25 protein-coding genes are annotated in these 23,551 nt (G+C 66.4%); 14 read left to right on the top strand and 11 right to left on the bottom strand.

The genetic code is table 11. From position 1 onward, the window contains the following. Positions 1 to 42: 42 nt before the first annotated feature. Entirely contained in the window at positions 43 to 774 is a 732-nt protein-coding gene (locus tag EGH21_RS05675; protein WP_220617512.1) for a class I SAM-dependent methyltransferase, read from the top strand. A 55-nt stretch (positions 775 to 829) separates the two neighbouring features. Here the strand turns inward: EGH21_RS05675 and EGH21_RS05680 are convergent, their stop codons facing one another. Then, the gene (locus EGH21_RS05680; protein WP_220617513.1) at positions 830 to 1,921 is read right to left on the bottom strand and encodes an aminopeptidase; all 1,092 of its coding nucleotides are present in this window, start codon (positions 1,919 to 1,921) and stop codon (positions 830 to 832) included. 43 nt (positions 1,922 to 1,964) lie between these two features. Next, on the bottom strand, positions 1,965 to 2,090 hold the full coding sequence (locus EGH21_RS24380) for a DUF7859 family protein (protein ID WP_268899046.1): 126 nt from the start codon (positions 2,088 to 2,090) through the stop codon (positions 1,965 to 1,967). 161 nt (positions 2,091 to 2,251) lie between these two features. Between EGH21_RS24380 and EGH21_RS05685 the strand changes: the two genes are divergently transcribed. After that, entirely contained in the window at positions 2,252 to 2,926 is a 675-nt protein-coding gene (locus tag EGH21_RS05685; RefSeq protein ID WP_220617514.1) for an ArsR/SmtB family transcription factor, read from the top strand. A gap of 151 nt (positions 2,927 to 3,077) precedes the next feature. Here EGH21_RS05685 and EGH21_RS05690 read toward each other — a convergent pair whose 3' ends face one another. Beyond that, complete coding sequence (locus EGH21_RS05690; protein WP_220617515.1) at positions 3,078 to 3,587, bottom strand: metallophosphoesterase; 510 nt, start codon at positions 3,585 to 3,587, stop codon at positions 3,078 to 3,080. Positions 3,588 to 3,653: 66 nt separating this feature from the next. On the opposite strand from EGH21_RS05690, the gene EGH21_RS05695 reads away from it, so the two are divergent. Then, the gene (locus EGH21_RS05695; RefSeq protein ID WP_220617516.1) at positions 3,654 to 4,625 is read left to right on the top strand and encodes a cation diffusion facilitator family transporter; all 972 of its coding nucleotides are present in this window, start codon (positions 3,654 to 3,656) and stop codon (positions 4,623 to 4,625) included. 1 nt (position 4,626) lies between these two features. On the opposite strand, the gene EGH21_RS05700 is transcribed toward EGH21_RS05695, so the two are convergent. Beyond that, on the bottom strand, positions 4,627 to 5,370 hold the full coding sequence (locus EGH21_RS05700) for a hypothetical protein (RefSeq protein WP_220617517.1): 744 nt from the start codon (positions 5,368 to 5,370) through the stop codon (positions 4,627 to 4,629). Positions 5,371 to 5,444: 74 nt separating this feature from the next. On the opposite strand from EGH21_RS05700, the gene EGH21_RS05705 reads away from it, so the two are divergent. The 3 genes from EGH21_RS05705 to serB all read left to right on the top strand — a co-directional run bounded on the left by EGH21_RS05705 (position 5,445) and on the right by serB (position 8,862). Beyond that, positions 5,445 to 7,625, top strand: a complete 2,181-nt coding sequence (locus EGH21_RS05705) for an ATP-dependent DNA helicase (RefSeq protein WP_220617518.1) — start codon at positions 5,445 to 5,447, stop codon at positions 7,623 to 7,625. Positions 7,626 to 7,764: 139 nt separating this feature from the next. Beyond that, positions 7,765 to 7,935, top strand: a complete 171-nt coding sequence (locus EGH21_RS24035) for a hypothetical protein (RefSeq protein WP_236035430.1) — start codon at positions 7,765 to 7,767, stop codon at positions 7,933 to 7,935. A gap of 294 nt (positions 7,936 to 8,229) precedes the next feature. Beyond that, on the top strand, positions 8,230 to 8,862 hold the full coding sequence (gene serB / locus EGH21_RS05715; RefSeq protein WP_220617519.1) for a phosphoserine phosphatase SerB: 633 nt from the start codon (positions 8,230 to 8,232) through the stop codon (positions 8,860 to 8,862). Here the strand turns inward: serB and EGH21_RS05720 are convergent, their stop codons facing one another. From EGH21_RS05720 to EGH21_RS05730, 3 genes are all read right to left on the bottom strand, one after another. Next, positions 8,863 to 9,168 carry a DUF7521 family protein gene (locus tag EGH21_RS05720; RefSeq protein WP_220617520.1) on the bottom strand — a complete coding sequence of 102 codons (306 nt, stop codon included), beginning with the start codon at positions 9,166 to 9,168 and terminating at the stop codon, positions 8,863 to 8,865. It abuts the gene before it with no gap. 82 nt (positions 9,169 to 9,250) lie between these two features. Then, positions 9,251 to 9,826 carry a DoxX family membrane protein gene (locus EGH21_RS05725; RefSeq protein ID WP_220617521.1) on the bottom strand — a complete coding sequence of 192 codons (576 nt, stop codon included), beginning with the start codon at positions 9,824 to 9,826 and terminating at the stop codon, positions 9,251 to 9,253. Between the two features lie 168 nt (positions 9,827 to 9,994). Then, the gene (locus EGH21_RS05730) at positions 9,995 to 11,290 is read right to left on the bottom strand and encodes an O-acetylhomoserine aminocarboxypropyltransferase/cysteine synthase family protein (protein WP_220617522.1); all 1,296 of its coding nucleotides are present in this window, start codon (positions 11,288 to 11,290) and stop codon (positions 9,995 to 9,997) included. A 169-nt stretch (positions 11,291 to 11,459) separates the two neighbouring features. On the opposite strand from EGH21_RS05730, the gene EGH21_RS05735 reads away from it, so the two are divergent. Next, on the top strand, positions 11,460 to 13,340 hold the full coding sequence (locus tag EGH21_RS05735) for a PAS domain S-box protein (RefSeq protein WP_220617523.1): 1,881 nt from the start codon (positions 11,460 to 11,462) through the stop codon (positions 13,338 to 13,340). Here the strand turns inward: EGH21_RS05735 and EGH21_RS05740 are convergent. Together EGH21_RS05740 and EGH21_RS05745 are read right to left on the bottom strand one after the other, a co-directional pair. After that, positions 13,326 to 13,778: a pyridoxamine 5'-phosphate oxidase family protein gene (locus tag EGH21_RS05740; protein WP_220617524.1), complete on the bottom strand. Its 453-nt coding sequence runs from the start codon at positions 13,776 to 13,778 to the stop codon at positions 13,326 to 13,328. The genes EGH21_RS05735 and EGH21_RS05740 overlap by 15 nt on opposite strands. 155 nt (positions 13,779 to 13,933) lie before the next feature. Beyond that, positions 13,934 to 15,502: a DNA-directed DNA polymerase II small subunit gene (locus EGH21_RS05745; protein ID WP_220617525.1), complete on the bottom strand. Its 1,569-nt coding sequence runs from the start codon at positions 15,500 to 15,502 to the stop codon at positions 13,934 to 13,936. Positions 15,503 to 15,601: 99 nt separating this feature from the next. Here EGH21_RS05745 and EGH21_RS05750 point away from each other — a divergent pair, with 99 nt between their 5' ends. Both EGH21_RS05750 and EGH21_RS05755 read left to right on the top strand, forming a co-directional pair. Continuing rightward, the gene (locus EGH21_RS05750; RefSeq protein ID WP_236035431.1) at positions 15,602 to 16,282 is read left to right on the top strand and encodes a S26 family signal peptidase; all 681 of its coding nucleotides are present in this window, start codon (positions 15,602 to 15,604) and stop codon (positions 16,280 to 16,282) included. Between the two features lie 48 nt (positions 16,283 to 16,330). Then, positions 16,331 to 17,005 carry a S26 family signal peptidase gene (locus tag EGH21_RS05755; RefSeq protein ID WP_236035432.1) on the top strand — a complete coding sequence of 225 codons (675 nt, stop codon included), beginning with the start codon at positions 16,331 to 16,333 and terminating at the stop codon, positions 17,003 to 17,005. Positions 17,006 to 17,015: 10 nt separating this feature from the next. Here EGH21_RS05755 and EGH21_RS05760 read toward each other — a convergent pair whose 3' ends face one another. Continuing rightward, complete coding sequence (locus EGH21_RS05760) at positions 17,016 to 18,569, bottom strand: Cdc6/Cdc18 family protein (protein ID WP_220617526.1); 1,554 nt, start codon at positions 18,567 to 18,569, stop codon at positions 17,016 to 17,018. 1,112 nt (positions 18,570 to 19,681) lie between these two features. Between EGH21_RS05760 and EGH21_RS05765 the strand changes: the two genes are divergently transcribed. From EGH21_RS05765 to EGH21_RS05780, 4 genes are all read left to right on the top strand, one after another. After that, complete coding sequence (locus tag EGH21_RS05765; protein ID WP_004590329.1) at positions 19,682 to 20,323, top strand: Era-like GTP-binding protein; 642 nt, start codon at positions 19,682 to 19,684, stop codon at positions 20,321 to 20,323. Between the two features lie 4 nt (positions 20,324 to 20,327). Then, positions 20,328 to 20,711 (top strand): DUF2073 domain-containing protein, encoded by a 384-nt coding sequence (locus EGH21_RS05770; RefSeq protein ID WP_166967293.1) that lies wholly within the window; start codon positions 20,328 to 20,330, stop codon positions 20,709 to 20,711. Further along, positions 20,711 to 21,421, top strand: coding sequence for an OapC/ArvC family zinc-ribbon domain-containing protein (locus EGH21_RS05775; RefSeq protein ID WP_220617527.1), 711 nt, complete (start codon positions 20,711 to 20,713; stop codon positions 21,419 to 21,421). Before EGH21_RS05770 ends, EGH21_RS05775 begins: the two co-directional genes overlap by 1 nt. Positions 21,422 to 21,490: 69 nt before the next feature. Continuing rightward, positions 21,491 to 21,628 carry a hypothetical protein gene (locus EGH21_RS05780; RefSeq protein ID WP_220617528.1) on the top strand — a complete coding sequence of 46 codons (138 nt, stop codon included), beginning with the start codon at positions 21,491 to 21,493 and terminating at the stop codon, positions 21,626 to 21,628. 42 nt (positions 21,629 to 21,670) lie between these two features. Here the strand turns inward: EGH21_RS05780 and mdh are convergent, their stop codons facing one another. Then, on the bottom strand, positions 21,671 to 22,585 hold the full coding sequence (gene mdh / locus EGH21_RS05785) for a malate dehydrogenase (RefSeq protein WP_220617529.1): 915 nt from the start codon (positions 22,583 to 22,585) through the stop codon (positions 21,671 to 21,673). 108 nt (positions 22,586 to 22,693) lie between these two features. Between mdh and EGH21_RS05790 the strand changes: the two genes are divergently transcribed. Beyond that, positions 22,694 to 23,527: an Sjogren's syndrome/scleroderma autoantigen 1 family protein gene (locus tag EGH21_RS05790; RefSeq protein ID WP_220617530.1), complete on the top strand. Its 834-nt coding sequence runs from the start codon at positions 22,694 to 22,696 to the stop codon at positions 23,525 to 23,527. The last annotated feature ends 24 nt before the right edge of the window (positions 23,528 to 23,551 follow it).

Below are 23,551 nucleotides of genomic sequence, written 5' to 3' on the forward strand. Positions count from 1 at the left end.
GCCCGAGAAACACTTTTCTACGGCCCGGACGGGCAGGGAATCATGGCAGACCTCCCCGAAACCGACGCGTTCGGTGCGATGTGTCGGGACTACCACGACCACGGCGACGCCTTCGAGGTGGTCGAGCGCGACGACGGGTTCGTCGATTGCCCCGCTGGCCCCGAAGTGTACTTCTCGCCGCCCGAGGAGTGGGACGGACGGGAACACACCGCCCTGGCGTGGGCGGAGGGGCGTGTCCTCGACGTGGGCTGTGGCCCCGGCCGGCACGCGCTGGAACTCCAGCGTCGCGGCCACGACGTGACGGGCATCGACCTGTCGCCGGGCGCGATGGCGGTCGCTCGCGACCGAGGGGTCGCAGACGTCCGCGAGTGCGACGTCGCCGACGCCGACGGCCTCGACGAGCAGTTCGACACCGCACTCATGCTGGGCAACAACTTCGGGCTGGTCGGGAGTGCCGACCGAGCGCCGACGGTTCTCGGGGCGCTGGCCGACGCGACGACCCACGACGCCACGCTCGTCGCGTCGAGTCTCGACCCTCTCGATACCGACGACCCCGCACATCTGGACTACCACGAGCGCAACCGCGAGCGCGGGTGGCTCCCCGGTCGCCTCCGCATCCGGACCCGCTACCGCCGGTACACCGGCGTGTGGCACGACTACCTCCACGTCGCGCCGGAGACGATGCGCGAACTGGTGGCCGACACCGTGTGGTCGGTCGCCGAGGTGGAACGTGAGGGAGCGCTGTACGTGGCGCGGCTAGAGAAGGGCGACTGAAAAAGGCCGCACCTCGCTTCGCTCGGTGCGGTGTGAGACGACCTGTACGCTCTCTCTACGCCTCGAAGCCCTCTTCGAACTTGAACGTCCCATCCCGCTGGACCACCTCGCCGTCCACCTCGATACGGGAGTCCTCGCTCATGTCCACTATCATGTCGACGTGGACCGCCGAGTCGTTCTGCTCGTTGCCCTCGCCGACCGTCTCGTCGTAGGCGCGGCCGACGGCCATGTGGACGGTGTCGCCCATCTTCTCGTCGAACAGCATGTTGTAGGTGAACCGGTCGATGTCGCGGTTCATCCCGATGCCGAGTTCGCCGAGGCGACTCGCGCCCTCGTCGGTCTCTAAGACTTCGGTCAGCAGGTCCTCGTTCTTCTCGGCGCTGTGGTCGACGACTTCGCCGTCCTCGAACCGGAGGAAGACGTCGGTGACCTCCCGACCTTGGTGGTACAGCGGTTTGTCGAACAGCACCTCGCCCTCGACGCTGTCGGGGACGGGCGCGGTGAACACCTCGCCGCCGGGGAGGTTCTTCTCGCCGTAGTCGTTGAGCGTCACGTTGCCAGCGACGGACATCGTCACGTCGGTGGTGTCACCGGAGACGATACGCACCTCGTCGGCCGGGTCGAGAATCTCGACCATCTGGGACTGGTGTTCGCGCACGGCGTCCCAGTCCTTGTTGACGGCGTCCCAGACGAAGTTCTCGTAACCCTCGGTGGACATCTGGGCCAGTTGCGCGTTGGCCGGCGCGGGGTACTGGGTGAGACACCACGTCTTCGAGAGACGTTCTTCGAGGAGGGGTTGCTGAGCCTGCTGGTAGGCGGCGGTGGTCTCCGGGTCGACGTCGCTGGCCTCGGTGACGTTGGCGTTGCCGCGGATGGCGATGTAGGCGTCCATCGCCTCGTAGAGGGCTTCGATGTGGCCGGGCGTCTCGAACTCGTCGCGGTTGCGGAGGAACGCCCGGTTGAACCGTTCGCCGAGTCGCTCCTGCACGACGAGGGGGTTCGCGCCGCGGTCGGCGGCCAGTTCGTGTAGCGCGACGACGAGGTCCTCTGCGACGGGGTGGGCGTCGATGACGACGTCGTCGCCCTCGCTCAGGTCGATGGAGTGGTCGACGACGACTTCTGCGTGTTCGCGGATGCGCGGGTCCATAGGGGAAGGTCCGGCGACGGGCCCAAACCACTTTCGCCGTCGGCTACTTTTCTTTGCTCTGCTGGAACCCCTCTCTGAACCCTTGGAAGGTCCGGCGGAGCATCAGGTACATGAAGAAGAAGAACGCGAGCACAGCGGCCAGCAGTCCGTAGATGAGGATATCCTGCATACCCGGCGGTTGACAGGCACGAGACAAAGAGGTTTCGCCACCCCGACGCAGCGCGCCCAAAACGGTCGATTTCGAAGAGTGAAATCCGTCTTTGAGCGATATGTGCAACGCACGTGTTACCTTGGCAAAGACTCATAACATCATAGTACATACGATATCGCATGTCGTTGCTGCCCTCTCGGGACCCGGCGATTCCCGACGCGGAACCCCGGGTCATCGGGGTCGACAGCGAGGACGCGGACGACGTCCTCTCGGCGCTCTCCTCGGAGACTGCCCGCGAGTTGCTGGCGGCACTCAACCGTGAGCCAGCGCCGCCCGCGGAACTCGCCGACAGGGTGGGGACCTCGCTCCAGAACACACAGTACCACCTCAAGAAACTCGAGAACGCCGGTGCCGTCGAAGTCGTCGACACCGCGTACTCCGAGAAGGGCCGTGAGATGGACGTGTTCGCGCCCGCGAACCAACCGCTGGTCATCTGTGCCGGCGACGAGCAGGAGACGTCCGGCCTGCGGGCCGCGCTGTCGAACCTGCTGGGCGCCCTCGCCGTCGTCGGACTGGCGAGTCTCTTCGTCCAGCAGGTGTTCGGGCGCGGGTTCGGGTCCCTGTTCGGCCCCACGGTGCGAAGCGGCAGTGCCGACACGGCCGACCCCGACCCGAACTACTACATCGAGAACGGGAGCGTCGCGGACGGCGGCGAGGTGGCCACACAGACGGCCGACGCCGCGACACAGGGCGGTGCGGAACTGCTCGGGAGCCTACCACCGGGGCTCGCCTTCTTCGCCGGCGGGGCGTTCGTCCTCGCCGTACTCGGGGCCACTTGGTACGTCCGTCAGTAAGTGTCAAATCCGCGTTTCACTCTCCAACAGGTCCTTTATCGCGTAGTGGCAACGTACCACGTGCGCCGAACTGCTCGGCGCGCCACGGTCCGCAGTTGACACTCCCATCTGGCATTCCCGCGACGGCGCGGCCGGCACTCCCCACTCCCTCTCACCGTTCTCGGGTCGCTGTCGAGAACACCGCTCCATCCGGCGACCGGAGGCTGACGCGGACCCCGCCGTCGGTCGCTTCCAGTTCTGCGTGGGCAGGTCGGTAGCGTCTCGGGTCGGCGTAGCTCCCCGGGTTGACGAGGAGGCGGCCGTCGAGGGCCCCGATTTCGGGTCGGTGGGAGTGACCCACGACCACCACGTCGGCGTCCTCCTGCCGGGCGAGCAGCCCCAGCGCCGTCTCCGAGTGGTCGTGGCCGTGGACGACCAGTACCGTCAGCCCCGCCCACGAGAGCGTCGCGACGTCGGTGAGGCGCTCCCGGACCGCCGTCGTGTCGTTGTTCCCGTAGACGGCGGTGAGCGCCGACGCCTCGGCCGCGACGGCGTCGAGGACCGACTCGGTGGTGAAGTCGCCGGCGTGGACGACGTGGTCCGCGGCCCTGACCGCGTCGAGCGTGTGGCCGTCGAGTCGGTGGCCGTCGGTACCGTGCGTATCGGAGACGACAGTGAGCATACCCCGGATAGCGTCTCCAGCCGTAAATCCAGAACCACTTTCCCCCAGCCTCGTGACTGCCCGGGCATGGCAGGCAGTAAATCAGTCGTCCTCGCCGCCCTCGTCGCCAACGGCGCCATCGCGGTGCTGAAGTTCTTCGGGTTCCTCCTGACCGGGAGCGCCGCGATGCTATCGGAGACGTACCACAGCGTCTCCGACACCGGCAATCAGGTGTTCCTTCTCATCGGCATCCGGTTCTCCGGGCGCGAGGCGAACCGAGAGCACCCCTTCGGCTACGGCAAGGCACAGTTCTTCTACAGCTTTCTGGTCTCCGTCTTCCTGTTCGGCATCGCCGGGTGGGAGAGTCTGAAACACGGGTACAGCGAACTCACGTCGGGCGGTCACGGTGGAGAGGCCGCCGGCGGTGCCGTCGAGTTCCTGTTCATCAGTTTCACGCCGCCGGCGTGGCTCGACCCGCTGTGGGTCAACTACACCGTCCTGCTGGGCGCGTTCGTCTTCGAGACGTGGGCGCTGTACAAGGCCCGCGCCGAGATGCAGCGCCAGATGAAGCGCAACGACTGGGGCAGTTATCGGGAGGCGTTCCGCAAGACCAGCGACGTGACGACGCTGACGGCGCTGACCGAGGACACCATCGCGCTGGCGGGCATCGTCATCGCGCTGGTCGGCCTGTTCCTCGAACAGCAGACCGGCAACCCGGTGTTCGACCAGATATCGGCAGTGCTCATCGGCATCATGCTGATGGGCTTCGCGCTGGCGCTCGCGTGGGAGAACAAACGCCTCATCCTCGGCGAGAGCCTCCCGGCGGACGTGGGCCGAGAACTCCGCGCCGTCGTCACCGACCACGAACACGTCAGCGACATCGTCGACTTCCGGACGGTGTACTTCGGCCCGAACGACGTGGTCGTCTCCGCCGACGTGGTGTTCGACGAGGGCCTCGACACCGCGGAGATAGACGACGCGATCACGGCTATCGAGGACGCGCTGAAGGCGCTCAACGGCGACATCCGGAAAGTGTACATCGAACCCGAGACGGCATGAGTCAGCCGTACAGGCCGATTTCGTCGGCCCACCACGGGACCGGGACGCGGTCGATGCCGGTCGTGACCTGCCACCGGAGGACGAACACCGTGCCGTTGGACCGTCGCATCCAGTGGTCGACGTACCGGACGATACCCGTCCGGTCGACGTAGATGCGCGACCGGACCGCGACGACCGGGTCCGGGTCGGCGCCGCTGACCGGGGCCCCCGTGTCGTTGGACCCGACGACGGCGAGCGTGCGGCCGCCGCGCCGGACCGTTCCGAGGCGGTCGTACCCCTCGGCGTCGAGGACCACCCGAAGTCTGGCGACGCCCGACGCCGACGGGACGTACGGTATCTGCCCGTCGCTGGCTGTCGCGGTGTAGTCCGTGTCGGGGTCGTCGCGGACGCTGCGGTACAGCATCCCGTCGGCGACGACGGCGTCGTCGGTCAGCGGGCCGAACGTCCGCCGGACGCGGGTTATCCTGCGCTCTCGGTCGACCCACACGTCCCGCGTGTTCTGTGGTCCCTCGCGTTCGACGTGACGGTGGAAGCTCCGCTCGGCGAGCGCGGCCTCGTGCCGGGCCAGAATTCGGTCGAGGTCGACACTCCCGTTCTCGCGGGGGAGCGTGACGTTCTCGGTGGTCGTCTCCGGCACCGGCGCGGGCGTCAGCGGGCGCTCCGGCGAGGACGTATCGGCGCTCGCGAACAGCCCCGAACAGCCCGCGAGCGCGACCACCGCGACGAGGAGCACCGGCCGCCACATGGGTGTCCAGAGGGGCGCGAGCGGGATAGCTACTGGGGCGAACCCTTTTGCCCGAGAACGGCCAACGGACCCCCGTGGCGACGACAGACGACGGCTACCTCCGCTTTTTCCCCTACGAGGAGCCGTACGACCACCAGCGCGAGGCGATGGGCACCATCTACGACGCCCTCGACGACGGACGAGACGTCCTCTTCGAGGGGGCCTGTGGCACCGGCAAGACGCTGGCCTCGCTCGTCCCGGCGCTGGAACACGCCCGCGAGACGGACAAGACGGTGGTCATCACGACGAACGTCCACCAGCAGATGCGCCAGTTCGTCGAGGACGCCCGCGCCATCACGGACCACGAGGACCTGCGAGCGGTCGTCTTCCGCGGCAAGGGGTCGATGTGTCACATCGACGTCGACTACGAGGAGTGTCAGGCCCTTCGCGATACGACGCGCGAACTGGTCGACGTCGAGGGCGACATCGCCGACCTCGAACGGCGCGAGGGGGAACTGCTCGAAGCGGGCCAGTCGGGCGACAGCGAGGCCATGGAGGCCCGTAGCGCCGTCGTCGAGGAACTGCGGGACTTACAGGAGCAACGCGACGAACTGGAGAGCGAACGGTCGACCTGCGACCACTACTACCGGAACCTCACCGTCGACACCACCGACTTCTACGCGTGGCTCTACGACGACGTGCGCACGCCCGACGACGTGTACGAGTACGCCGAACAGCAGGGGATGTGTGGCTACGAACTGCTGAAGGAGGGGATGGACGGCGTCGACCTCGTGGTGTGTAACTACCACCACCTGCTGGACCCGACCATCCGCGAGCAGTTCTTCCGGTGGTTGGGCCGGGAACCCGAGGACGTCGTCGCCGTCTTCGACGAGGCCCACAACGTCGAGTCCGCGGCCCGCGACCACGCCCGGCGCACCCTGACCGAGAACACGCTGGACCAAGCGTTAGACGAACTCGACGGGAGCGACGACGCCCGCGCGGAGGGTGCCGCGAACGTCCTCGAAACCTTCCGGGACGCACTCGTCGAGACGTACGAGGACTCGTTCGGCTTCGGCGACCGGGAGGCCGTCGACGAGCACTGGGACGACGTCACCGTCGCCAACGACGACAAGAAAGACGACCTCACCCTCGCGTTCTTCCAGCACTACACCGGCCCCGGCTTCCACGAGGAGGTCGACCACGCCGTCGAACTGGGTCGGGAACTCGACGCGACGTACGAGGAGCAGTTCAAAGAGGGGGAACTCGACACGCGCAAGGAGTGTCAGACCCTGCAGGCCGCCGCCTTCCTCTCGGACTGGCTGGCCGAATCGGACGCCGCCGGCCAGTATCCCGTGGTGAGCGTGCGCCGCGACGAGGGCAGCGGCGACGTCTACGGCCGTGCCGAACTGTACACCTGCATCCCCGAGCAGGTGACCCGGGACCTGTTCGACGACCTGCACGCGGCCGTGTTGATGAGTGCGACGCTGCGACCGTTCGACGTGACCGAAGACGTCGTCGGGGTGGACGACCCGGTGACGATGGCCTACGGCGCGCAGTTCCCCGAGGAACGCCGGCGGACCTACGCCGTCGACGGCCCCGCCCTCTTCTCGAGCGAACGGGACAACCCAGAGACACAGCAGACCATCGCTCGCACCCTCGAAGACGTCGTCCGCTTCACGCCGGGCAACACCCTCGTGTTCTGTCCGTCCTACAGCGAGGCGAAGCGCTACCACGACATGGTCGCCGTCAGCGGCACCCGGTATCTGGACGAACCCGGGAAACAGGCCCGTGACCTCCGCGAGGCCTTCACCGACGACGACGGCGCCGTCCTCTTTACCTCGCTGTGGGGCACCCTCGGCGAAGGGGTGAGCTACGACGGCGACGACGCCCGCACCGTCGTCGTCCTCGGCGTCCCCTACCCCCACCTCGACGACCGGATGGAGGCCGTACAGGACGCCTACGCGACGGCGTTCGGCGACGAGGACGCCGACGAGGCCGGGTGGCGCTACGCCGTCGAGATTCCGACGGTGCGCAAGACGAGACAGGCGCTCGGTCGAGTCGTCCGCTCGCCCGAGGACTTTGGTTCGCGGGTGTTGCTCGACAAGCGCTACACCGAACACGCCGAGATGGACATGCGCGACTACGCGGTCCGGGGCACCTTCCCGCCCGAGGAACGCCGCGAGATGGTCGACATCGGCCCCGAGAAACTGAAGTTCGCCCTGCTGAACTTCTATCAGGACATGGACGCTTACGACGGGCCGCCGCCGAAGCCCTGAGCAGTGAACCGCCACGGATGCCGTAGGACAGTTTCGTTACCCCCGGCCTGCCGTTCGACGAGCCAGTGGGTGTGACAGTCGACGAACACTCGGACGACAGCGTCGTTCATCACGTCGGACGACCAACGTCGAACTGTCGATGATTCGTAACGCACTCACCGCCGTCGGCATCGTCGAACTCCTGTTTCCCGAAGCACTCGTCGGCGCGGCCGAACGGATAGCACTCGACAACCCAGACGAGTGCGAGTTACGGTCGTGGGTCGTGCCCGGGGCACGAGCGGAAGGACTCGCCATCCTATTCGTGATGTGACGAAGTGACGCCTCGTATTCGGCGTTCAAGCGACTCCTCGGCCTCGTCGGCGTCGTCGCTCTGGTCGCCCCGCAAGCCTACGTCGACTACGGCGCGGCGCTAGCGTACACCGACGCCGCCGACTGCAAGTGGAAAGGCTGGGTGTATTCGGGGACCCGCCTCGTCGGGTTGCTGTACGTCCTCGTCGCCGTAGCCGAACGACGAACCGACTGAGGAACGGCCTCGAACGGCCAGTCGAACCGCATCGGGCGGAAAGAGGTGGATAGAAAACCCCCGCTCTGCTATCCCCGGGCAATGCTAGTCGCCTTCGACTTCGACGGCACCCTCTCGGACTCCGAGATGACGGTCCTGCTGGGCAACCAGAACGGCACCGCCGAGGACATGGCGTCGATTACCGAGCGAGCGATGAACGACGAAATCGAGTACGCCGAGAGCCTGCGCCAGCGCTGTGCGCTGCTCGAAGACCTGCCCGACGAGCAGGCACAGGCCGCCTTCGACGAGGTGGAACTGCGCCCCGGCGCGGCCGACGTCATCGCTGCCCTACGCGAGGCCGGCCACTACGTCGCCATCCTCACCGGCGGCTTCGAGCGCGGCGTCGAGGCCGCACTCGCGAAGGAGGGGGTCGAAGTCGACGCCATCGTCGCCAACCGCCTGCCGGTCGCGGACGGGAAACTCACCGGCACCGTCGAGGGACCGCTCGTCGAGGGGACGAAAGACGACGCGCTGGAGGTGGCGACGGCCATCGTCGGCGAGGACCGCGACCGCACCGTCGCCGTCGGCGACGGCGCCAACGACCTGCCGATGCTGGAGGTGGCGGGACTGGCCGTCGGGTTCGAACCGAAACCGGCCGTCGCCCCGTCGTGTGACGTGACCGTCTCGACGATGGCGGAACTGCAGGACCTCTTCGAGGAGAAGGAGATTCTCTAGTCAGGCCCGCGCCGTCTCCGTGTCCGCGTGGCCGTACAGCGAGTAGACGAGCAGGCCGAACCCGAGCGCGGTGACCGACCGCTGGAGGAGGACGCCGCCGAGGAAACTCCACCCGAGCAGTTGGTGGACGCCGCCGCCCAGGAGGAGCCCCAGCGTCACGAGGCCGAACCCGGCGGCGAAGCGGCGCATCACCGGGGACCCGTTCCGGCGGGCCGCCCGGTAGGCGAGGTGGGTAATCACGCCGCCGAGGACGAGGACCACGGCGCTCGTGAGCACCGCGAGCATCGTCAAGAGTGTCGTATCCATCTGTCTCTCCGTGTACTGAAATGTTGCTTCGGTGGCGGAACCGCCGTCGCCGGACCGGCGAGCGGCGGCAGGCCCGTGCGCGTCACCCGAGGAGGGCGCGGAGCCACGCGTTGTTCTGCACGACCTCTAGCTGTTCGAGGTAGGCGTCGAGGCCGAGGATGCGGCCGGCGCCGATGGCCCCGAGGCCGAACAGGAGCGCCGCGTAGACGACGTGGTCGTCGATGACCCAGCCGTGGGCCAGCGGGAGGCCGGCCATGAGACCGCCCTGAAGGCTCGCCGCCCAGAACATCATCATCATGACGGCGGCCCAGAACGCGTTCCAGCGGACGAACGCGCCGACGATGAGGCCGATGCCGGTCAGGGTGAGCCCCCACATCACGAGCATGTCGACGAGCGGGCTCCCGGCCATCGAGGCGAACATCCCGGTGAAGGGGTTGCCCTCGGGGATGGCGTTGGCGAGGTAACCGGCCGCCGTCCAGTTGTTCTCGGCGGTGGCGTCGAGGTACGTGACGAGTTTCGTGAGGCCGCCCTGTAACAGGACCCACCCCATCGTGAGGCGGAGCGACAGGATGGCGTAGCCGATCCAGTGTTCGGAGTACGCGAAGTCGGCCTTACGGCCGAACAGTTCGACGTCGATGTGTCGGGTGTCGGTAGACATGATTGATTTCCTCTACAGGTAGTAATCGGTGTGGAGAGGGCTTGAAGAGAGAGTCCCGTTCTCAAGTATTGAGAACCGAATACGTTCGGGCGTCCTACCGTTCTCGTCGGGCGGGAAACGGGTCGCGTGCCCTGAAAGAGGCGTCGACGCGGAAAAAACGGCTCGGCGTTACTCGGTGGCCTGCGCGATGGCCTGGTCGAGGTCCCCGATGATGTCGTCGACCGATTCCGTCCCGACCGAGAGACGCACCATGTCGTCGGTGACGCCGGCGGCGTCCTTCTCCTCGTCAGTGAGCTGCTGGTGAGTCGTGGACGCGGGGTGGATGACCAGCGTCTTCGCGTCGCCGACGTTCGCCAGCAGGCTGGCGATTTCTGTCGACTCGACGGTGGTCCGGGCGGCGTCGTAGCCCTCCGCGAGACCGAACGTGATCATGCCGCCGTACCCGCCGTCGAGGTACTTCGTCGCCATGTCGTGGGTCTCGTGGTCCTCGAGGCCGGGGTAAGTGACCCACGACACCTCGGGGTGGTCGTCCAAGAACTCCGCGACGGCCATCGCGTTCTCGCAGTGGCGGTCCATCCGCGTCGGCAGGGTCTCTAAGCCCTGCATGGTCTGCCAGGCGTCGAAGGGGGACTGCTGACAGCCAAGGTCACGCAGGCCGCGGGCGATAGCGGCGTAGGTGAAGGCGGCGTCGCCGAACCGCTCGCGGAAGTTGACGCCGTGGTAGGCCGGGTTGTCCCCGGCGATTTCGGGGTACTTCTCCTCGTACTCGTCCCACGGGAACGACCCGCCGTCGACGAGGACGCCGCCGACGGTGGTGCCGTGGCCGTGAATCCACTTCGTCGTGGAGTTCCAGACGAGGTCCGCGCCGTGTTCGATGGGGTTGCACAGGTACGGCGTCGCGAACGTGTTGTCCACGAAGAAGGGGACGCCGTTGTCGTGGGCGATGTCCGCGAGGCGCTCGAAGTCCGGCGTCACGAGCGCGGGGTTGCCGATGGTCTCGCAGTGGACGTAGGCCGTGTTCTCGTCGATGGCCTCCTCGTAGGCGTCGTAGTCCAGCGTGTCGACGAAGCGCGTCTCGACGCCGTTCCGGGGGGCAGTGTGGGTGTAGTACGTGTAGGTGCCGCCGTACAGCGAGGAGGCGGTGACCACGTTGTCGCCCACGTCGGCCAAGAGGAACGTGGCGAGGTTCAGCGACGCCATCCCCGAGGCGGTGGCGACGGCCCCGACCCCGCCTTCGAGTGCGGCCAGTCGCTCCTGGAGCATCCCGACGGTGGGGTTCATCAACCGGGAGTAGATGTGTCCCGGCTTTTCGAGGGCGAACTGCTTCGCGGCGTCCTCGGCGTCTTCGAAGACGTACGAGGTTGTCTGGTACAGCGGTGGTGCCCGGGCACGGGCCTCAGCGTCCGGTTCTTCCTGCCCTACGTGGAGGGCGTCTGTCTCGAATCCGCGGTCGTCGTCGCTCATACACTGGGGTAGTAACGGGCTACCCTCTTAAGTTCCGTCTACGGCGGCGAGACACCCCCCGAATCCGAGATACCGGTGATATTCCCGCGCCGGTCCGAACCAGTTCGGCCCCAGTTCGACCACCCTGATAAATCAAAGAGTTATCACCCAGTAGTGCAATGCGTACGGTATGACTATCCCCCGGGAGACGACAGTCCTCCTGGTCTCGGCGCCGTCACAGGCCGAGGTCGGCCAGCGACTCCGAGCGTCGTCTGCGGCGACTGTCAGGGACGTGGACTCGGTGACGGCGGCGGAACGGCACCTCCACGACGGCATCGACTGCGTCGTCAGTGGCGTCGACCTCCCGGACGGGAGCGGTCTGGACCTGCTGGAGCGTCACAGCGGGGGCGCGTGCGACGACCCGTTCGTCCTCGTTGCCTTCGACGGTGACGAAACCGTCGCCGCCGAGGCCGTCGCGGCGGGCGTCGACCGGTACGTCCCGGCAGACGACCCGGAATCGGCGGCCGGCGACGTCGCCGATGCCGTCTCCGCGGTCGTCGAGACGGGGGACGGGTCGGCGTCGATGGACCACCACGAGAAACTGGTCCAGTACTCCTCGGACATCATCGCGACGTACGACCGGGCGGGCCATCTGAGCCACGTGAACGACTCGGTCACCGACACGTTGGGATACGACCCTGCCGACGTCGTCGGCGAGGACCCGATAGAGAAGGTCCACCCGGACGACCGGGACCGAATCGCCGACTTCTTCGACGCGTTGCGGGGTTCGGCCGGTGAGACGCGGCGTGTGACCTACCGGTTCCGGACGGCCGACGGCGACTACCGCACCCTCGAGTCAATCGGCCGGAACCGCCTCGACGACCCGGAACTGGAAGCCATCGTCATCAACTCCCGGGACGTCACTGACCGAGAAGAACGGAAGGCCGAACTGGAACTGTACGAGCGAATCGTCGAGACGGTCCCCGTAGGTGTTCACGTCCTCGACGAGACTGGGACGTTCCTCTGGGTCAACGACGTCTTCGCGACCACGATGGGGACGACGCCCGAAGAGATAGAGGGCACGGATTACACGAGGGTTATCGAACAGGGGTACGTCCCCGAGTGGATATCCGACGCGTACGACGACGTCGTCCGCCGACTCCTGAGTTCGCGCACCGACGCCGAGACGGCGACTATCGACGCCGTCCCCGTCCAGACGGCCGAGGGTGAGAAGCGACTGTTCGACACCCACCTCGGACTGCTTCCGCTGGACGACGGGGCGTTCGCCGGCACCGTCACCGTGTTCCGCGACGTCACCGAGCGAACCGCCTATCGGGAGGAACTGGAGCGCCAGAACGAACGGCTCGAAGAGTTCGCGAGCGTCGTGACCCACGACATCCGGAACCCCCTGAGCATCGCCGCCGCCCACGTCGAACTCGCTCGAGAGGACGGGGAGAGTACACACCTCGACGCGGCCCACCATGCTATCGAACGGGCCGAGGAACTCGCCGAGAACGTCCTGACGCTGGCCCGGGAGGGGAAGATAGTCGGGGAGACGGTGGCCGTCGACGTGGCAGTGGTCGCCCGGGCGGCGTGGCAGACGACCGAGACGGGCACCGCCGCCCTCGAAGTCGAACCGGGCGTCGGGACGCTCCTCGCAGACGAGACACGGTTGCGACAGGTGTTCGAGAACCTCTTTCGGAACGCCGTCGAACACGGTTCGACGGATTCCGGTTCGCAGGCCGACGAAGACGGCGGGGAACACGGCGCCACCGACAGTCCGACGCAACCCGACGACAGCGCCCCCTCGGTGACCGTCACCGTCGGGCCGCTCTCGGACGAGGCCGGCTTCTACGTCGCCGACGACGGCCCCGGCATCCCCGAACACCAGCGCCACAGGCTGTTCGAGACCGCGACGGGAGACGACGCCGGGTTCGGCGTAGCCATCGTCAAGACCATCGCGGACGCACACGGCTGGACCGTCGCTGTCGGGGAGAGCGACGCCGGCGGCGCTCGGTTCGAGGTCAGCGACGTCACCACGCCCGACGCCGAGTCCTCAGCGGTCGAGTGAACCCGCGTACGACTGGTCGCGGGCGACGACCGTCGCCGGGTCGAACCGAACGAGGCCGTAGCCGTCGTCGTCGAGGTCACGGAACCGCTCGTCCCACGCGTCTCGGTCGGGCCCGAGATACGCCTCCAGTAGCCGGCCGGCCACCCCGTCGTCGAACGGCTCTAGCGTCGCCGTCCCGCGCATCCCGACGTGTTCGACACCCCCCGAGTTCGGGTCGAAGTCCACGACTGCGAGGGCAGACTCCGGGAACTCTCGGACTCGCTCGGGGTACGAGCGACCGTTCTCCATGGCGACGAGCCACACCGCCTCGCCGTCCCAGTGGAACCACAGGGGCGAGACGCGGGGCCCGGACGCCGACGACTGCGCGAGGAAGCAGAACAGCGGGCGAGCGAGAAAGTCGTCCAGCGAGGTATCGAGGGTGTTCTCGACGACGTCCATAGCGGGCCCTCGACCGCCCGAGGCAAATAGGTTCGAGTGGAAACGGGGGGCGTTCTAATACCTACGTGGCTACCAACTGACAACCGGGCGGTCGCGAGTGGTGCCCACAGCAGCACGAAGCGCCGCGAGGTGTCACCCGACGACGGAAAGGGTCGTCAGGCGAACTTCCGAACGGTCATGTCCAGCGTGTCGAGGTCCAGAATCGGGGCGAACCCGGCGTCGGGGTCGATGTTGACGGACTTCTGGAAGTCGGTCTGGGCCTGCCAGCACCCCGAGTTCAGCGCGAGGACGTTGTGGTACTTCCCCCAGCCGAGTTTGTGGACGTGACCCGTGTGGAAGACGTCGGGCACCTCCTCCATGACGAGGTAGTCCCGGTCCTCCGGTGCCAGTCGGGTGTGGCCGCCGTACTGCGGGGCGACGTGGCGCTTCTTCAGCAGTTGGTACATCGCCTTGTGGGGTTCCTCGTAACTGGCCTCCTCGTCGGGGAGTTCGGCGATGACCTCGTCCAGCGAGACGCCGTGGTACATCAGGACGGTGACGCCCTCCACCGTGACGAGCGCGGGGTTCGAGTGGACCTGCGCGTCGTGGGCGGTCATGATGTCCCGCAGTTCCTCGTCGAAACCGGGTTGCGGTTCCGCGAGGCGGACGGCGTCGTGGTTGCCCGGAATCATCCGAATCTCCATGTCGCCGGGGACCTCCTTGAGGTACTCCGAGAACCGCTCGTACTGCTCGTAGATGTCGACGATGTCCAGTTCCTCGTCCTGGTCGGGGTAGATGCCGACGCCCTCGACCATGTCGCCCGCGACGAGGAGGTACTCGACGTGTTCGGCTTCGGGGCTGTGGAGCCAGTCCGTAAAGCGGTGCCACGCGTCGGCCATGAACTCCTGACTGCCGACGTGGACGTCGGAGATGAGCGCCGCCTGCACGTGGCGGTCGGCCGTCGACGGCGAGTGGGTCCGCGGGACGTCCGGGAAGTACATCGAGTCGACGAAGAGGATGCCGGCGTCGTCGGCCAGCGTCCCGTCGACGGCGATAACCTCGTCCAACAGGAGTTGCTGGACCAGATCGGCGATGGGGCGGTCTTTCATCACGAGACAGGGGAACGTCCCGTTCGTGTCTTCGAGTTCGACGAGCCAGTGCCCGCTGGCCGTCGAGCGGATATCCGACACCATCCCGATGAGGGCGGCCTCGCTGCCGCCGGTCATGTTCTGGATGGCGTCGGTCGGGCGGTGGTTCACGCGACCCCGGAGTTTGCTCGCGAGTTTCTCGTAGCGGTCCCGGAACACCGAGACGAAGTCGCTGTACTCCCCGGTTCCCGTGGAGTTGCCGGTCATGTCGTTGGCGACCTCGATGGCCCGCTTCGAGAGGTCGACGTCGCGAGACCCCCTCGTTTCCGGTGGAACGTCCCCGCCCGTGTCCGGCGACGAGGGAGAGTCTGTTCCAGTCGAAATAGGGGGGTCTGCCGTAGCGCTCGACTCGGTCGTCCCGTCGGTCGTCGGACGACCACCGGCGGTCGCGTCGGCCCTCGATTCTCCACGGTCGAGCGCCGAGTCGACGTGGTCGGCCGTGAGTTTCAGCGCGTCGTCCGGCATCGTTTCCAGTGCGCGGTCGAGAGCGCGCTCCGGGTCCGGAGCGTCGGCCAGTTTCGTCACCGCGTCGCGTTCCGCGTTGTAGCCGCGGCTGGCGAGTTCGCTGACGATACGGGCCGGCGTCGAAAGCGGCACGTTAGCTACTCCGCGTCGGCAGGCAAAAACGTAGCGGACCGGCAGACGACGCGGGGCGACACAACATTGATGCCGTGGTGCTGACAAGCCGAGGTACGGATGGACCCCGACTTGTCGGCCGACGGCGGCCCTCCTGCGAGCGACGCCGGCGGCCGGAGCGGCGACGACAGCGACGGCGTCCCGGTCTCGGTGTACGTTCGCGACGTCGGGACGAGCGTCGGCGCCGTCCTGCTGGTCGGCCTGTTGCTGTTCGCCGTCAGCGGCGTCTGGCCCCCGCTCGTCGCCATCGAGAGCGGGAGCATGACCCCGAACATCGACACCGGTGACATGGTGTTCATCATGGCGGAAGACCGGTTTCCCGGCCCGGACGCTCGGCACGGCGTGGTCACCGCTCAGACGGGCAGCGAGTCGAACTACGTGATGTTCCGCGAACCCGGCGACGTCATCGTCTTCGAACCCGACGGCGACACACAGCGGACCCCCGTCATCCACCGGGCGATGTTCTACGTCGAGGACGGGGAGAACTGGTACGACCGCGCCGACCCCGACGCTATCGGTGCCGCCGATAGCTGTGCCGACCTCCGGAACTGCCCCGCCCCGCACGACGGGTTCGTGACGAAAGGGGACTTCAACGACGCCTACGACCAGGTGACTGGGACCAGTACGGTCGTCCGTGCCGAGTGGGTCGTGGGCACGGCCGAACTGCGCGTTCCGGGCCTCGGGTGGCTTCGACTCCAGTCCGGCCACCTGCTGGTCGGTCCACGGCCCACGGGGGCGTAGGTCACACAACGGAACGTTGATTGTTCGTCTCCCGGTAGTCCCGGTAGCATGTCCGGCGACGACCGTCCGTCGGCGAGCGACGACGGGGCTGGTGTACTGGTGTACGTGACCGACATGGTCGGGAGCGCCGGCGCCGTCCTGCTGGTCGGCCTGTTGCTGTTCGCCGTCAGCGGCGTCTGGCCCCCGCTCGTCGCCATCGAGAGCCCCAGCATGGACCCCCACATCGAGAAGGGCGACCTCGTCTTCGTCATGGAGGAGGAGCGGTTCGCCGGAGCGAACGCAGAGCACGGCGTCGTCACGGCCGCACGTGGCGAGCGCTACGTCCGGTTCAGCCGACCGGGCGACGTCATCGTGTACGCGCCCGACGGGGACAACGGGACGACACCCATCATCCACCGAGCGATGCTGTACGTCGAAGACGGCGAGAACTGGTACGACCGCGCCGACCCCGCCGCCGTCGGCGTCGCGGACAACTGCCGGGAACTCACCAACTGTCCGGCGCCCCACGACGGGTTCATCACCAAAGGCGACAACAACCGCCGCTACGATCAGGTGGGGTCAAGTCCCATCAGCGACCCGGTCAGGCCCACGTGGGTCATCGGTACCGCCGAGTGGCGCGTGCCGTTGCTCGGCGAGATTCGGCTCGGCTGGAATCAGGCCGCGCGCGTCTCCACGGTCGGGACGTCGGTCACAGCGGAGAACGGAACTGTCGTCGGCGCGTAGCCACCCGCAGTCAGTTGTCGAAGCGCGCCTGTACGAACGGTTGGACGTCGTCGATGTCGCCGAGTCGCGAGTCCGAGAGGAGCACCGCTTCGGTCTCTTCGGTCGGGACCGACAGCGAGATCTCTTTCGTCCGGCCGTAACGGCCCTTCGAGACGACGACGGCGTTGACGATGCCCAGCATGTCCAGTTCGGAGATGAGGTCCGTGACCCGGCGCTGGGTCAACACGTCGGCGTCTATCTCCTCACAGAGGTTCTTGTAGATGTTGAACACCTCGCCGGTGTTGATGTTGCGGACGCCGTTCTTCTCTAGGAGGATGATGGCGAAGAGGACTATCTTCGACTGGGTCGGCAGGGTGCGGACGACTTCGACGACCCGGTCCAGTTCTATCTTCTCCTGGGCCTGCCGGACGTGGTCCTCCTCGACCTGGTCGGTCTGGTCGCGTTCGGCCAGTTCCCCGGCCGTCCGGAGGAGGTCGAGTGCCCGGCGGGCGTCCCCGTGTTCCTGTGCGGCGAAGGCCGCACAGAGGGGGATGACGTCGTCGGAGAGCGCACTCCCCTTGAACGCGACGTCGGCACGGGCCTGTAGGATGTCACGCAACTGGTTGGCGTCGTAGGGCGGGAAGACGATCTCCTCCTCGCCGAGACTCGACTTGACGCGGGGGTCGAGGAAGTCGGTGAACTTCAGGTCGTTGGAGATGCCCATGATGGAGACGCGGGAGTTCTCCAGTTCGGAGTTCATCCGCGAGAGGTTGTAGAGGGTGTCGTCGCCGGACTTCTCGACGAGTTTGTCTATCTCGTCGAGCATGATGACGACGACCCGTTCGTGGTAGTCGACGGCGTCGAAGAAGGAGGAGTACACCCGGTCGGTCGGCCACCCGGTCATCGGAACCTCCTCGAAGTCGTCCTTGTCGGATTCGAGCGCGTCGATTTCGGCTTCGAGCGCGTCGACGCTGTCGAACTCCGTCCCTTCGAGTGCGGTGGCGTCCTCGCGTGCGCGTGACAGCGTGTCCTCGAGCGTCTCGATCCGGTCGTCGATGACGTCGACGTTCTTGTTGATGAACTTGTTCGCGAGCTGGGCGAGGACGCGGTACTGGGTGTCGGTCACCTCGCAGTTGATGTACTCGACCTCGCAGGGCACCTCGTACTTCTGGGAGGTGGTCTCCAGTTCCTCGCTGACGAACTTCGCGCTGGCCGTCTTCCCCGTCCCCGTCTTGCCGTAGATGAGGATGTTCGACGGAGTGTCCCCGCGGAGGGCGGTGACGAGGATGGTCGCCATGTTGTTTATCTGCTCTTCGCGGTGCGGGAGTTTGTGTGGCGTGTAGGAGGGTCGCAGTACCTCCTTGTTCTCGAAGATGGGTTCACCTTCGAGCAAGTCGTCGAACAGGCCGCGAGAGGCCTCGTCGGAGTCGTCGCTACTCCCCGTGTCGAGGTTGTCGAGCACGACGTCGTCCAGGTCCGGTGTCTGAGAGGACTGGTCGTCGGCCGCGTCGTCGGACGAGAGTTCGTACTCCGAGTCCTCCGATGTGTCGGGCCCGGCGTCCGAGTCGTCGAGTGAGTCGGTCATAGTCGAGAGCGCAACCCCCTTGTTTCGAGTGGAGAGCAACGGATACTCCCGAAGAGCGGACGTGAAGACCACGTCTGTGCTATCGCTGGCGAGTGACGACGCTCTCGGGTGCGTCCAGTTGAACCACATGAACCCGTGGGTGAGTCGATATTAAACATTTCGGTCGAATCGTGGCCGTGGGTCCACGTGAAAAGGTCCCCCTCCACGAAGCGAGCTGCTGCGGTCGAGGCGGGTCAGTCGCCGAGATAATCACGACTTAAGCACGAATTACCGTCGAATTCGTCGACGAGACTGGTGGATACCGAAGGTTGCAGGCGAACTAGGGGGTGGTCGGCCAAGGGCCGTCGGCTACGAGCGAGGGGACGTGAGTGTGAGTAGGTGGGGCATATCGACGGTACTGTCCGACGACGTGAATAGAGAGTGATATTTCCGGTGGACCCCCCCCACCCCTTCGTTTCAGGTGGAGCGGGGAACGAGCAGGGGTGGGGGGTGAGGGGGCGAACGGGAACGCTCTAGACTAGGAAAGATTTAATACATATACAGAAAAACCAAACCCGCGGGAAACAAAAAGAAGTGACTAGAGTGCTACAGTTGTTCTAGACTAGTGTCTCGACGCTTCTCGTCCGCGAATACGCTAGTCTAGCTCACAGCGGACGCCCCACTCCTTCCCGTCGAGTGCCGTCTCGACGCCGTCCGCCCCGGGCCTGCTCGTCGTTCCACCTGAAACGAAGGGGTGGGGGGCTACACCCTCCCCACCGTTTCCCCTCTGTCCTCCTCACCCGCTCGCACGCTCGGTCGTCGCGTTCGGTTCGGTCGTTCGGCAGTGTACCGGCCACCGATCCCCGTAGCCCCGGAGACTTCGTTCCCTTTCTCCGCGTGAGGCCCTCGGTTTCTCGTGCATCCGAACGCACGCGACGCCGAACCGAGTCGTCAGCTCTCGCCTCGACGTTCCACTCGGCCGGCCGCCTGTGTTTCAGCACGACGACGGCTCAGTCGGCTCTCCAAGACCTCTCTAAGATTTTATGCTTGTCTGACGTAGCCTTAAGTGAATTCGCCTTTCTTCTACGGGCAGAAGCCGCCAAACCGGCAAGTCCGGGCGGCGGGAGGATAGGATGGGACTGCTAACAAACCTCAAAGACAGCATTTCACGGGCAGCATCGACGCTGTTCTCCGAAGAAGACCCGAAGCGCATCGGGATATACGGTCCGCCGAACGCCGGTAAGACGACGCTCGCGAACCGTATCGCACGCGACTGGACCGGCGACGCCGTCGGCCCGGAGAGTCACGTGCCACACGAGACGCGCCGCGCGCGCCGGAAGGAGAACGTCGAGATAGAACGGGACGGGAAGAAGGTGACCATCGACATCGTCGACACGCCGGGTGTGACGACGAAAGTCGACTACACCGAGTTCCTGGAACACGACATGGAGAAAGACGACGCGGTCCGTCGCTCCCGCGAAGCCACCGAAGGGGTGGCGGAAGCGATGCACTGGCTTCGCGAGGACGTCGACGGCGTCATCTACGTCCTCGACTCGGCGACGGACCCGTTCACGCAGGTCAACACGATGCTCATCGGCATCATCGAGAGTCAGGACCTCCCGGTGTTGATTCTCGCCAACAAGATAGACCTGGAGGAGTCGTCGGTCCAGCGGATTCGGAACGCCTACCCACAACACGAGACCATCCCGCTCTCCGCGCTGGAGGGCGACAACATGGACGAGGTCTACGACAAGATAGCGGAGTACTTCGGGTGATACCATGGCAGAGATAAAAGGCCCCGACGACGGCGTGCAGATAGACCTCATCAGCGGCGAACGGATGGACGGCCTCGCCTCGATGGAGAAGATACGCATCATCCTCGACGGGGTGCGCGACGGCAACATCGTCATCCTCGAAGAGGGTCTCTCGCCCGACGAGGAGTCCCGTCTCATCGAGGTGACGATGACCGAGATAAGCCCCGACGAGTTCAACGGCATCGAGATAGAGACCTACCCCAAATCGGAAACGGCAGACCAGAGCATCCTGGACCGCATCATGGGCAAGGAGTCGACGAAGAAACTGACCGTCATCGGTCCTGCCAACCAGATAGAGACACTCCACAAGGACGAAACCCTCATCAGCGCGCTCGTCTCCCGGAAATAATGCCACACCAGTGTACGAACTGCGGCCGCGCGTTCGACGACGGCTCGAAGGAGATGCTGTCGGGGTGTCCGGACTGTGGCGGTAACAAGTTCCAGTTCCGGCCCGACGGCGTCGACAGTTCGAACCCGCCGGACCCGGACGCGGAGCCACCGGAACCCCCGGAGCCTCCGGGGGCCGACAGCACCGTCGCCCGCACCGTCGGGAAGACGGCGGCGACGGTCCGTGACATCGTCGGCGGTAACGGGGGCGACGACCCGAGCGTCGGTGCCGACCACGGGGCCGGCAGTTCCACTGGAACCACCGGGGCCGAGGGGACGTCCCCCGAGACAGACCGGAACGAGGCGGCGACGCGTCCGGAGGTCGAGGCCCAGCGGACGGATACCGAGGACGCCGCACAGGCGAGCGCCCGCGCGGACGTGGTGACGCCGGACGAACTCCCACAGGAGCCACAGACCGACGCCGAGAGCGAACATCGCTTCCGGCCCGTCGGGGCCGACCCGGACCCGCCCGAGGAACCCGAGGAGACGGAGCGCCCGGACCTCAAGGAACTCCGCGAGGAACTCAACGACCAGTTCGAGTCCATCAAGGTCCTCGAACCGGGCCAGTACGAACTCAACCTGATGGAACTGTACGACCGCGAGGAGTACATCGTCGCGTTGCAGGAGGACGGGCGCTACTCCATCCAGGTCCCGGAGTCGTTCCGCGAGTAACCCCTCATTCTTCGGGTCGAACCCGGCACAATCGTTATATAACACCGCGGAGATGAATCGCGTACGACCATGACACACCGGGACTACGGACAGACGGGCGCACACCTCGACGAGTGGGCGTCACTCCTCGGTACGGACATCGCCGAGGAGTCACGCGACCACACGGACGAGACCGACGTGCTGGAAGAGCAGTCAGAGCACGTCTGAGCGTCACGAGAGGAAACGGGAGAGGAGAACTGCGACGGCGGCTTACTCGATTTTGTCGTACTGGTCCGAGAGCTTCTCGGCCGCTTCGGCCATCAGGTCCTGTTCGTAGTCGTCGAGGTCCCACTCGACGATCTCCTCGACGCCGTTCGAGCCGAGTCGGACGGGGACGCCGAAGGCGGTGTCCTCGTGGCCGAACTCGCCCTGCAGTTTCACGGAGGCGGGCAGGACCTCGCCGGTGTCGCGGACGATGGCTTCGACCATGTGGGCGACGCCGCGGGCCGGGCCCCACTCGGTCGCACCCTTGCGTTCGATGACGTCCATCGCGGACTCCTGCAGGTCGCCGAGAATCTCCTCGCGCTCGTCGTCGTCGAACTCGGGGTCACGGCCGTCGACGCGGACCTTCGAGAAGACGGGGACCTGTGCGTCGCCGTGTTCGCCGAGGATGGTCGCCTCGACGTTCTGGGTCGGGGCGTCGAAGCGCTCGGAGAGGACGTAGCGGAACCGCGCGGAGTCGAGTCGGCCGCCGAAGCCGATGACCTGCTCGCGCGAGCGGTCGCCGGCCTCGTAGAGGTGCCGGTTGAGCAGGTCGACGGGGTTCGACGTCGTCAGCGAGACGTAGTCGTCGTTGTGCTCGTCCAGCGAGGACTGGATGTCCTCCATGATGGGCGCGTTGTCGCCCGCGAGGTCGATGCGGGTCTGGCCCGGCTGACGGGGGATGCCGGCCGTGATGACGACGACGTCCGAGCCGGCGGTGTCCTCGTAGCCGCCCTGTCGGACCGTCGTGTTCGAGTCGTAGGCGATGCCGTGGTTGGTGTCGGCGGCCTGCCCGATGGTGTCTTCCTCCTTGTCCGGGATGTCGACGAAGACGACTTCGTCCGCGATGTCGCGGAGCGCGATGTTGTACCCTGCCGCGGCGCCGACCGTTCCGGCCGCGCCGACTACGCTTACCTTTGTCATACCATTCGGAACGCCTCTCGCGCGAACGTTAAACGTGTCGAAACCCCCCTCCACGGGTCGCTGATTGCACCCGAAAACGGTTTTCAGCGCCACGGCGTTGGTACGTGTATGAGCGACTTCGACAAGGAAGCCGAACGCGAGAAACTCCGCGAGAAGTTCGAGAAAGAGGAGGAACAGCGCGCGGCCACCGAGCAGATGAGCGAACTCCTGTTGAAGGGGGCCACGATGACGAACGCCCACTGTTCGGACTGTGGGGACCCCATCTTCCGCTACGACGGGCAGGAGTTCTGTCCCACCTGCCAGAAGCCCATCACACGCGAGCAGGGAGCGTCGGAGGACGGGACCGACGACGAGGGCGACCAGTCCGCCGACGGCCAGTCAGGGGACCACATCGAGGTGGCGAACCCGAGCGACGAGGCGCGCGTCCAGTTCGGTGGCGACGACGCGGCGGCGAGCGACCAAGCGGCGAGCGACCCGGCGGCCCGGACGGACGAGCAGGCTCAGGGCGACGCCGAGGCCGGGCCGGACTCACAGCCCTCGGACCAGACTGCCGCCGACCAGCAGCCGGCGTCGCCGGCGGAACCGCGACGCGAAGTGCCGTCTGCCGACCCCGCCCGTACTCCAGACGAAGCGGGGGGCGACCGAGCCACGGACGAGCGAGACGACGCCACACGCCAGCCAGAGCGCGCGCCGCGCCGGTCTCCCGACCGCGAGGACCACACGGGCCGGCGGCCTGACCCGGACGTTTCCACTCGAACCGCGTCCGGTGAGGGGTCACGGAGTGACGTCCGCGCGGACCTCGCCGCCGCGGAGTCGCTGCTGGCGGAGACGGTCCGACGCTTCGCGGAACGGGCGGCGGCGGCCGAGGACCCGAGAGAGGCACGCGAACACCTCGCGGCCGCCCGCGAGGCCGCAGAGGCCCTCGACGCGGCGAGGTTCTGAGCGAGTCCGGCGTCTGGCGAGTAC

Origin of the sequence: Haloarcula rubra (assembly GCF_019599465.1) — an archaeon.
GTDB classification, from domain to species: Archaea; Halobacteriota; Halobacteria; order Halobacteriales; family Haloarculaceae; genus Haloarcula; species Haloarcula rubra.

Coding starts and splice junctions, on each gene's coding strand:
- EGH21_RS05675 (WP_220617512.1), top strand. CDS start 43: ATGGCAGACCTCCCCGAAACCGACGCGTTCGGTGCGATGTGTCGGGAC.
- EGH21_RS05680 (WP_220617513.1), bottom strand. CDS start 1,921: ATGGACCCGCGCATCCGCGAACACGCAGAAGTCGTCGTCGACCACTCC.
- EGH21_RS24380 (WP_268899046.1), bottom strand. CDS start 2,090: ATGCAGGATATCCTCATCTACGGACTGCTGGCCGCTGTGCTCGCGTTC.
- EGH21_RS05685 (WP_220617514.1), top strand. CDS start 2,252: ATGTCGTTGCTGCCCTCTCGGGACCCGGCGATTCCCGACGCGGAACCC.
- EGH21_RS05690 (WP_220617515.1), bottom strand. CDS start 3,587: ATGCTCACTGTCGTCTCCGATACGCACGGTACCGACGGCCACCGACTC.
- EGH21_RS05695 (WP_220617516.1), top strand. CDS start 3,654: ATGGCAGGCAGTAAATCAGTCGTCCTCGCCGCCCTCGTCGCCAACGGC.
- EGH21_RS05700 (WP_220617517.1), bottom strand. CDS start 5,370: ATGTGGCGGCCGGTGCTCCTCGTCGCGGTGGTCGCGCTCGCGGGCTGT.
- EGH21_RS24035 (WP_236035430.1), top strand. CDS start 7,765: ATGATTCGTAACGCACTCACCGCCGTCGGCATCGTCGAACTCCTGTTT.
- serB (WP_220617519.1), top strand. CDS start 8,230: ATGCTAGTCGCCTTCGACTTCGACGGCACCCTCTCGGACTCCGAGATG.
- EGH21_RS05720 (WP_220617520.1), bottom strand. CDS start 9,168: ATGGATACGACACTCTTGACGATGCTCGCGGTGCTCACGAGCGCCGTG.
- EGH21_RS05725 (WP_220617521.1), bottom strand. CDS start 9,826: ATGTCTACCGACACCCGACACATCGACGTCGAACTGTTCGGCCGTAAG.
- EGH21_RS05730 (WP_220617522.1), bottom strand. CDS start 11,290: ATGAGCGACGACGACCGCGGATTCGAGACAGACGCCCTCCACGTAGGG.
- EGH21_RS05735 (WP_220617523.1), top strand. CDS start 11,460: ATGACTATCCCCCGGGAGACGACAGTCCTCCTGGTCTCGGCGCCGTCA.
- EGH21_RS05740 (WP_220617524.1), bottom strand. CDS start 13,778: ATGGACGTCGTCGAGAACACCCTCGATACCTCGCTGGACGACTTTCTC.
- EGH21_RS05750 (WP_236035431.1), top strand. CDS start 15,602: ATGGACCCCGACTTGTCGGCCGACGGCGGCCCTCCTGCGAGCGACGCC.
- EGH21_RS05755 (WP_236035432.1), top strand. CDS start 16,331: ATGTCCGGCGACGACCGTCCGTCGGCGAGCGACGACGGGGCTGGTGTA.
- EGH21_RS05760 (WP_220617526.1), bottom strand. CDS start 18,569: ATGACCGACTCACTCGACGACTCGGACGCCGGGCCCGACACATCGGAG.
- EGH21_RS05765 (WP_004590329.1), top strand. CDS start 19,682: ATGGGACTGCTAACAAACCTCAAAGACAGCATTTCACGGGCAGCATCG.
- EGH21_RS05770 (WP_166967293.1), top strand. CDS start 20,328: ATGGCAGAGATAAAAGGCCCCGACGACGGCGTGCAGATAGACCTCATC.
- EGH21_RS05775 (WP_220617527.1), top strand. CDS start 20,711: ATGCCACACCAGTGTACGAACTGCGGCCGCGCGTTCGACGACGGCTCG.
- EGH21_RS05780 (WP_220617528.1), top strand. CDS start 21,491: ATGACACACCGGGACTACGGACAGACGGGCGCACACCTCGACGAGTGG.
- mdh (WP_220617529.1), bottom strand. CDS start 22,585: ATGACAAAGGTAAGCGTAGTCGGCGCGGCCGGAACGGTCGGCGCCGCG.
- EGH21_RS05790 (WP_220617530.1), top strand. CDS start 22,694: ATGAGCGACTTCGACAAGGAAGCCGAACGCGAGAAACTCCGCGAGAAG.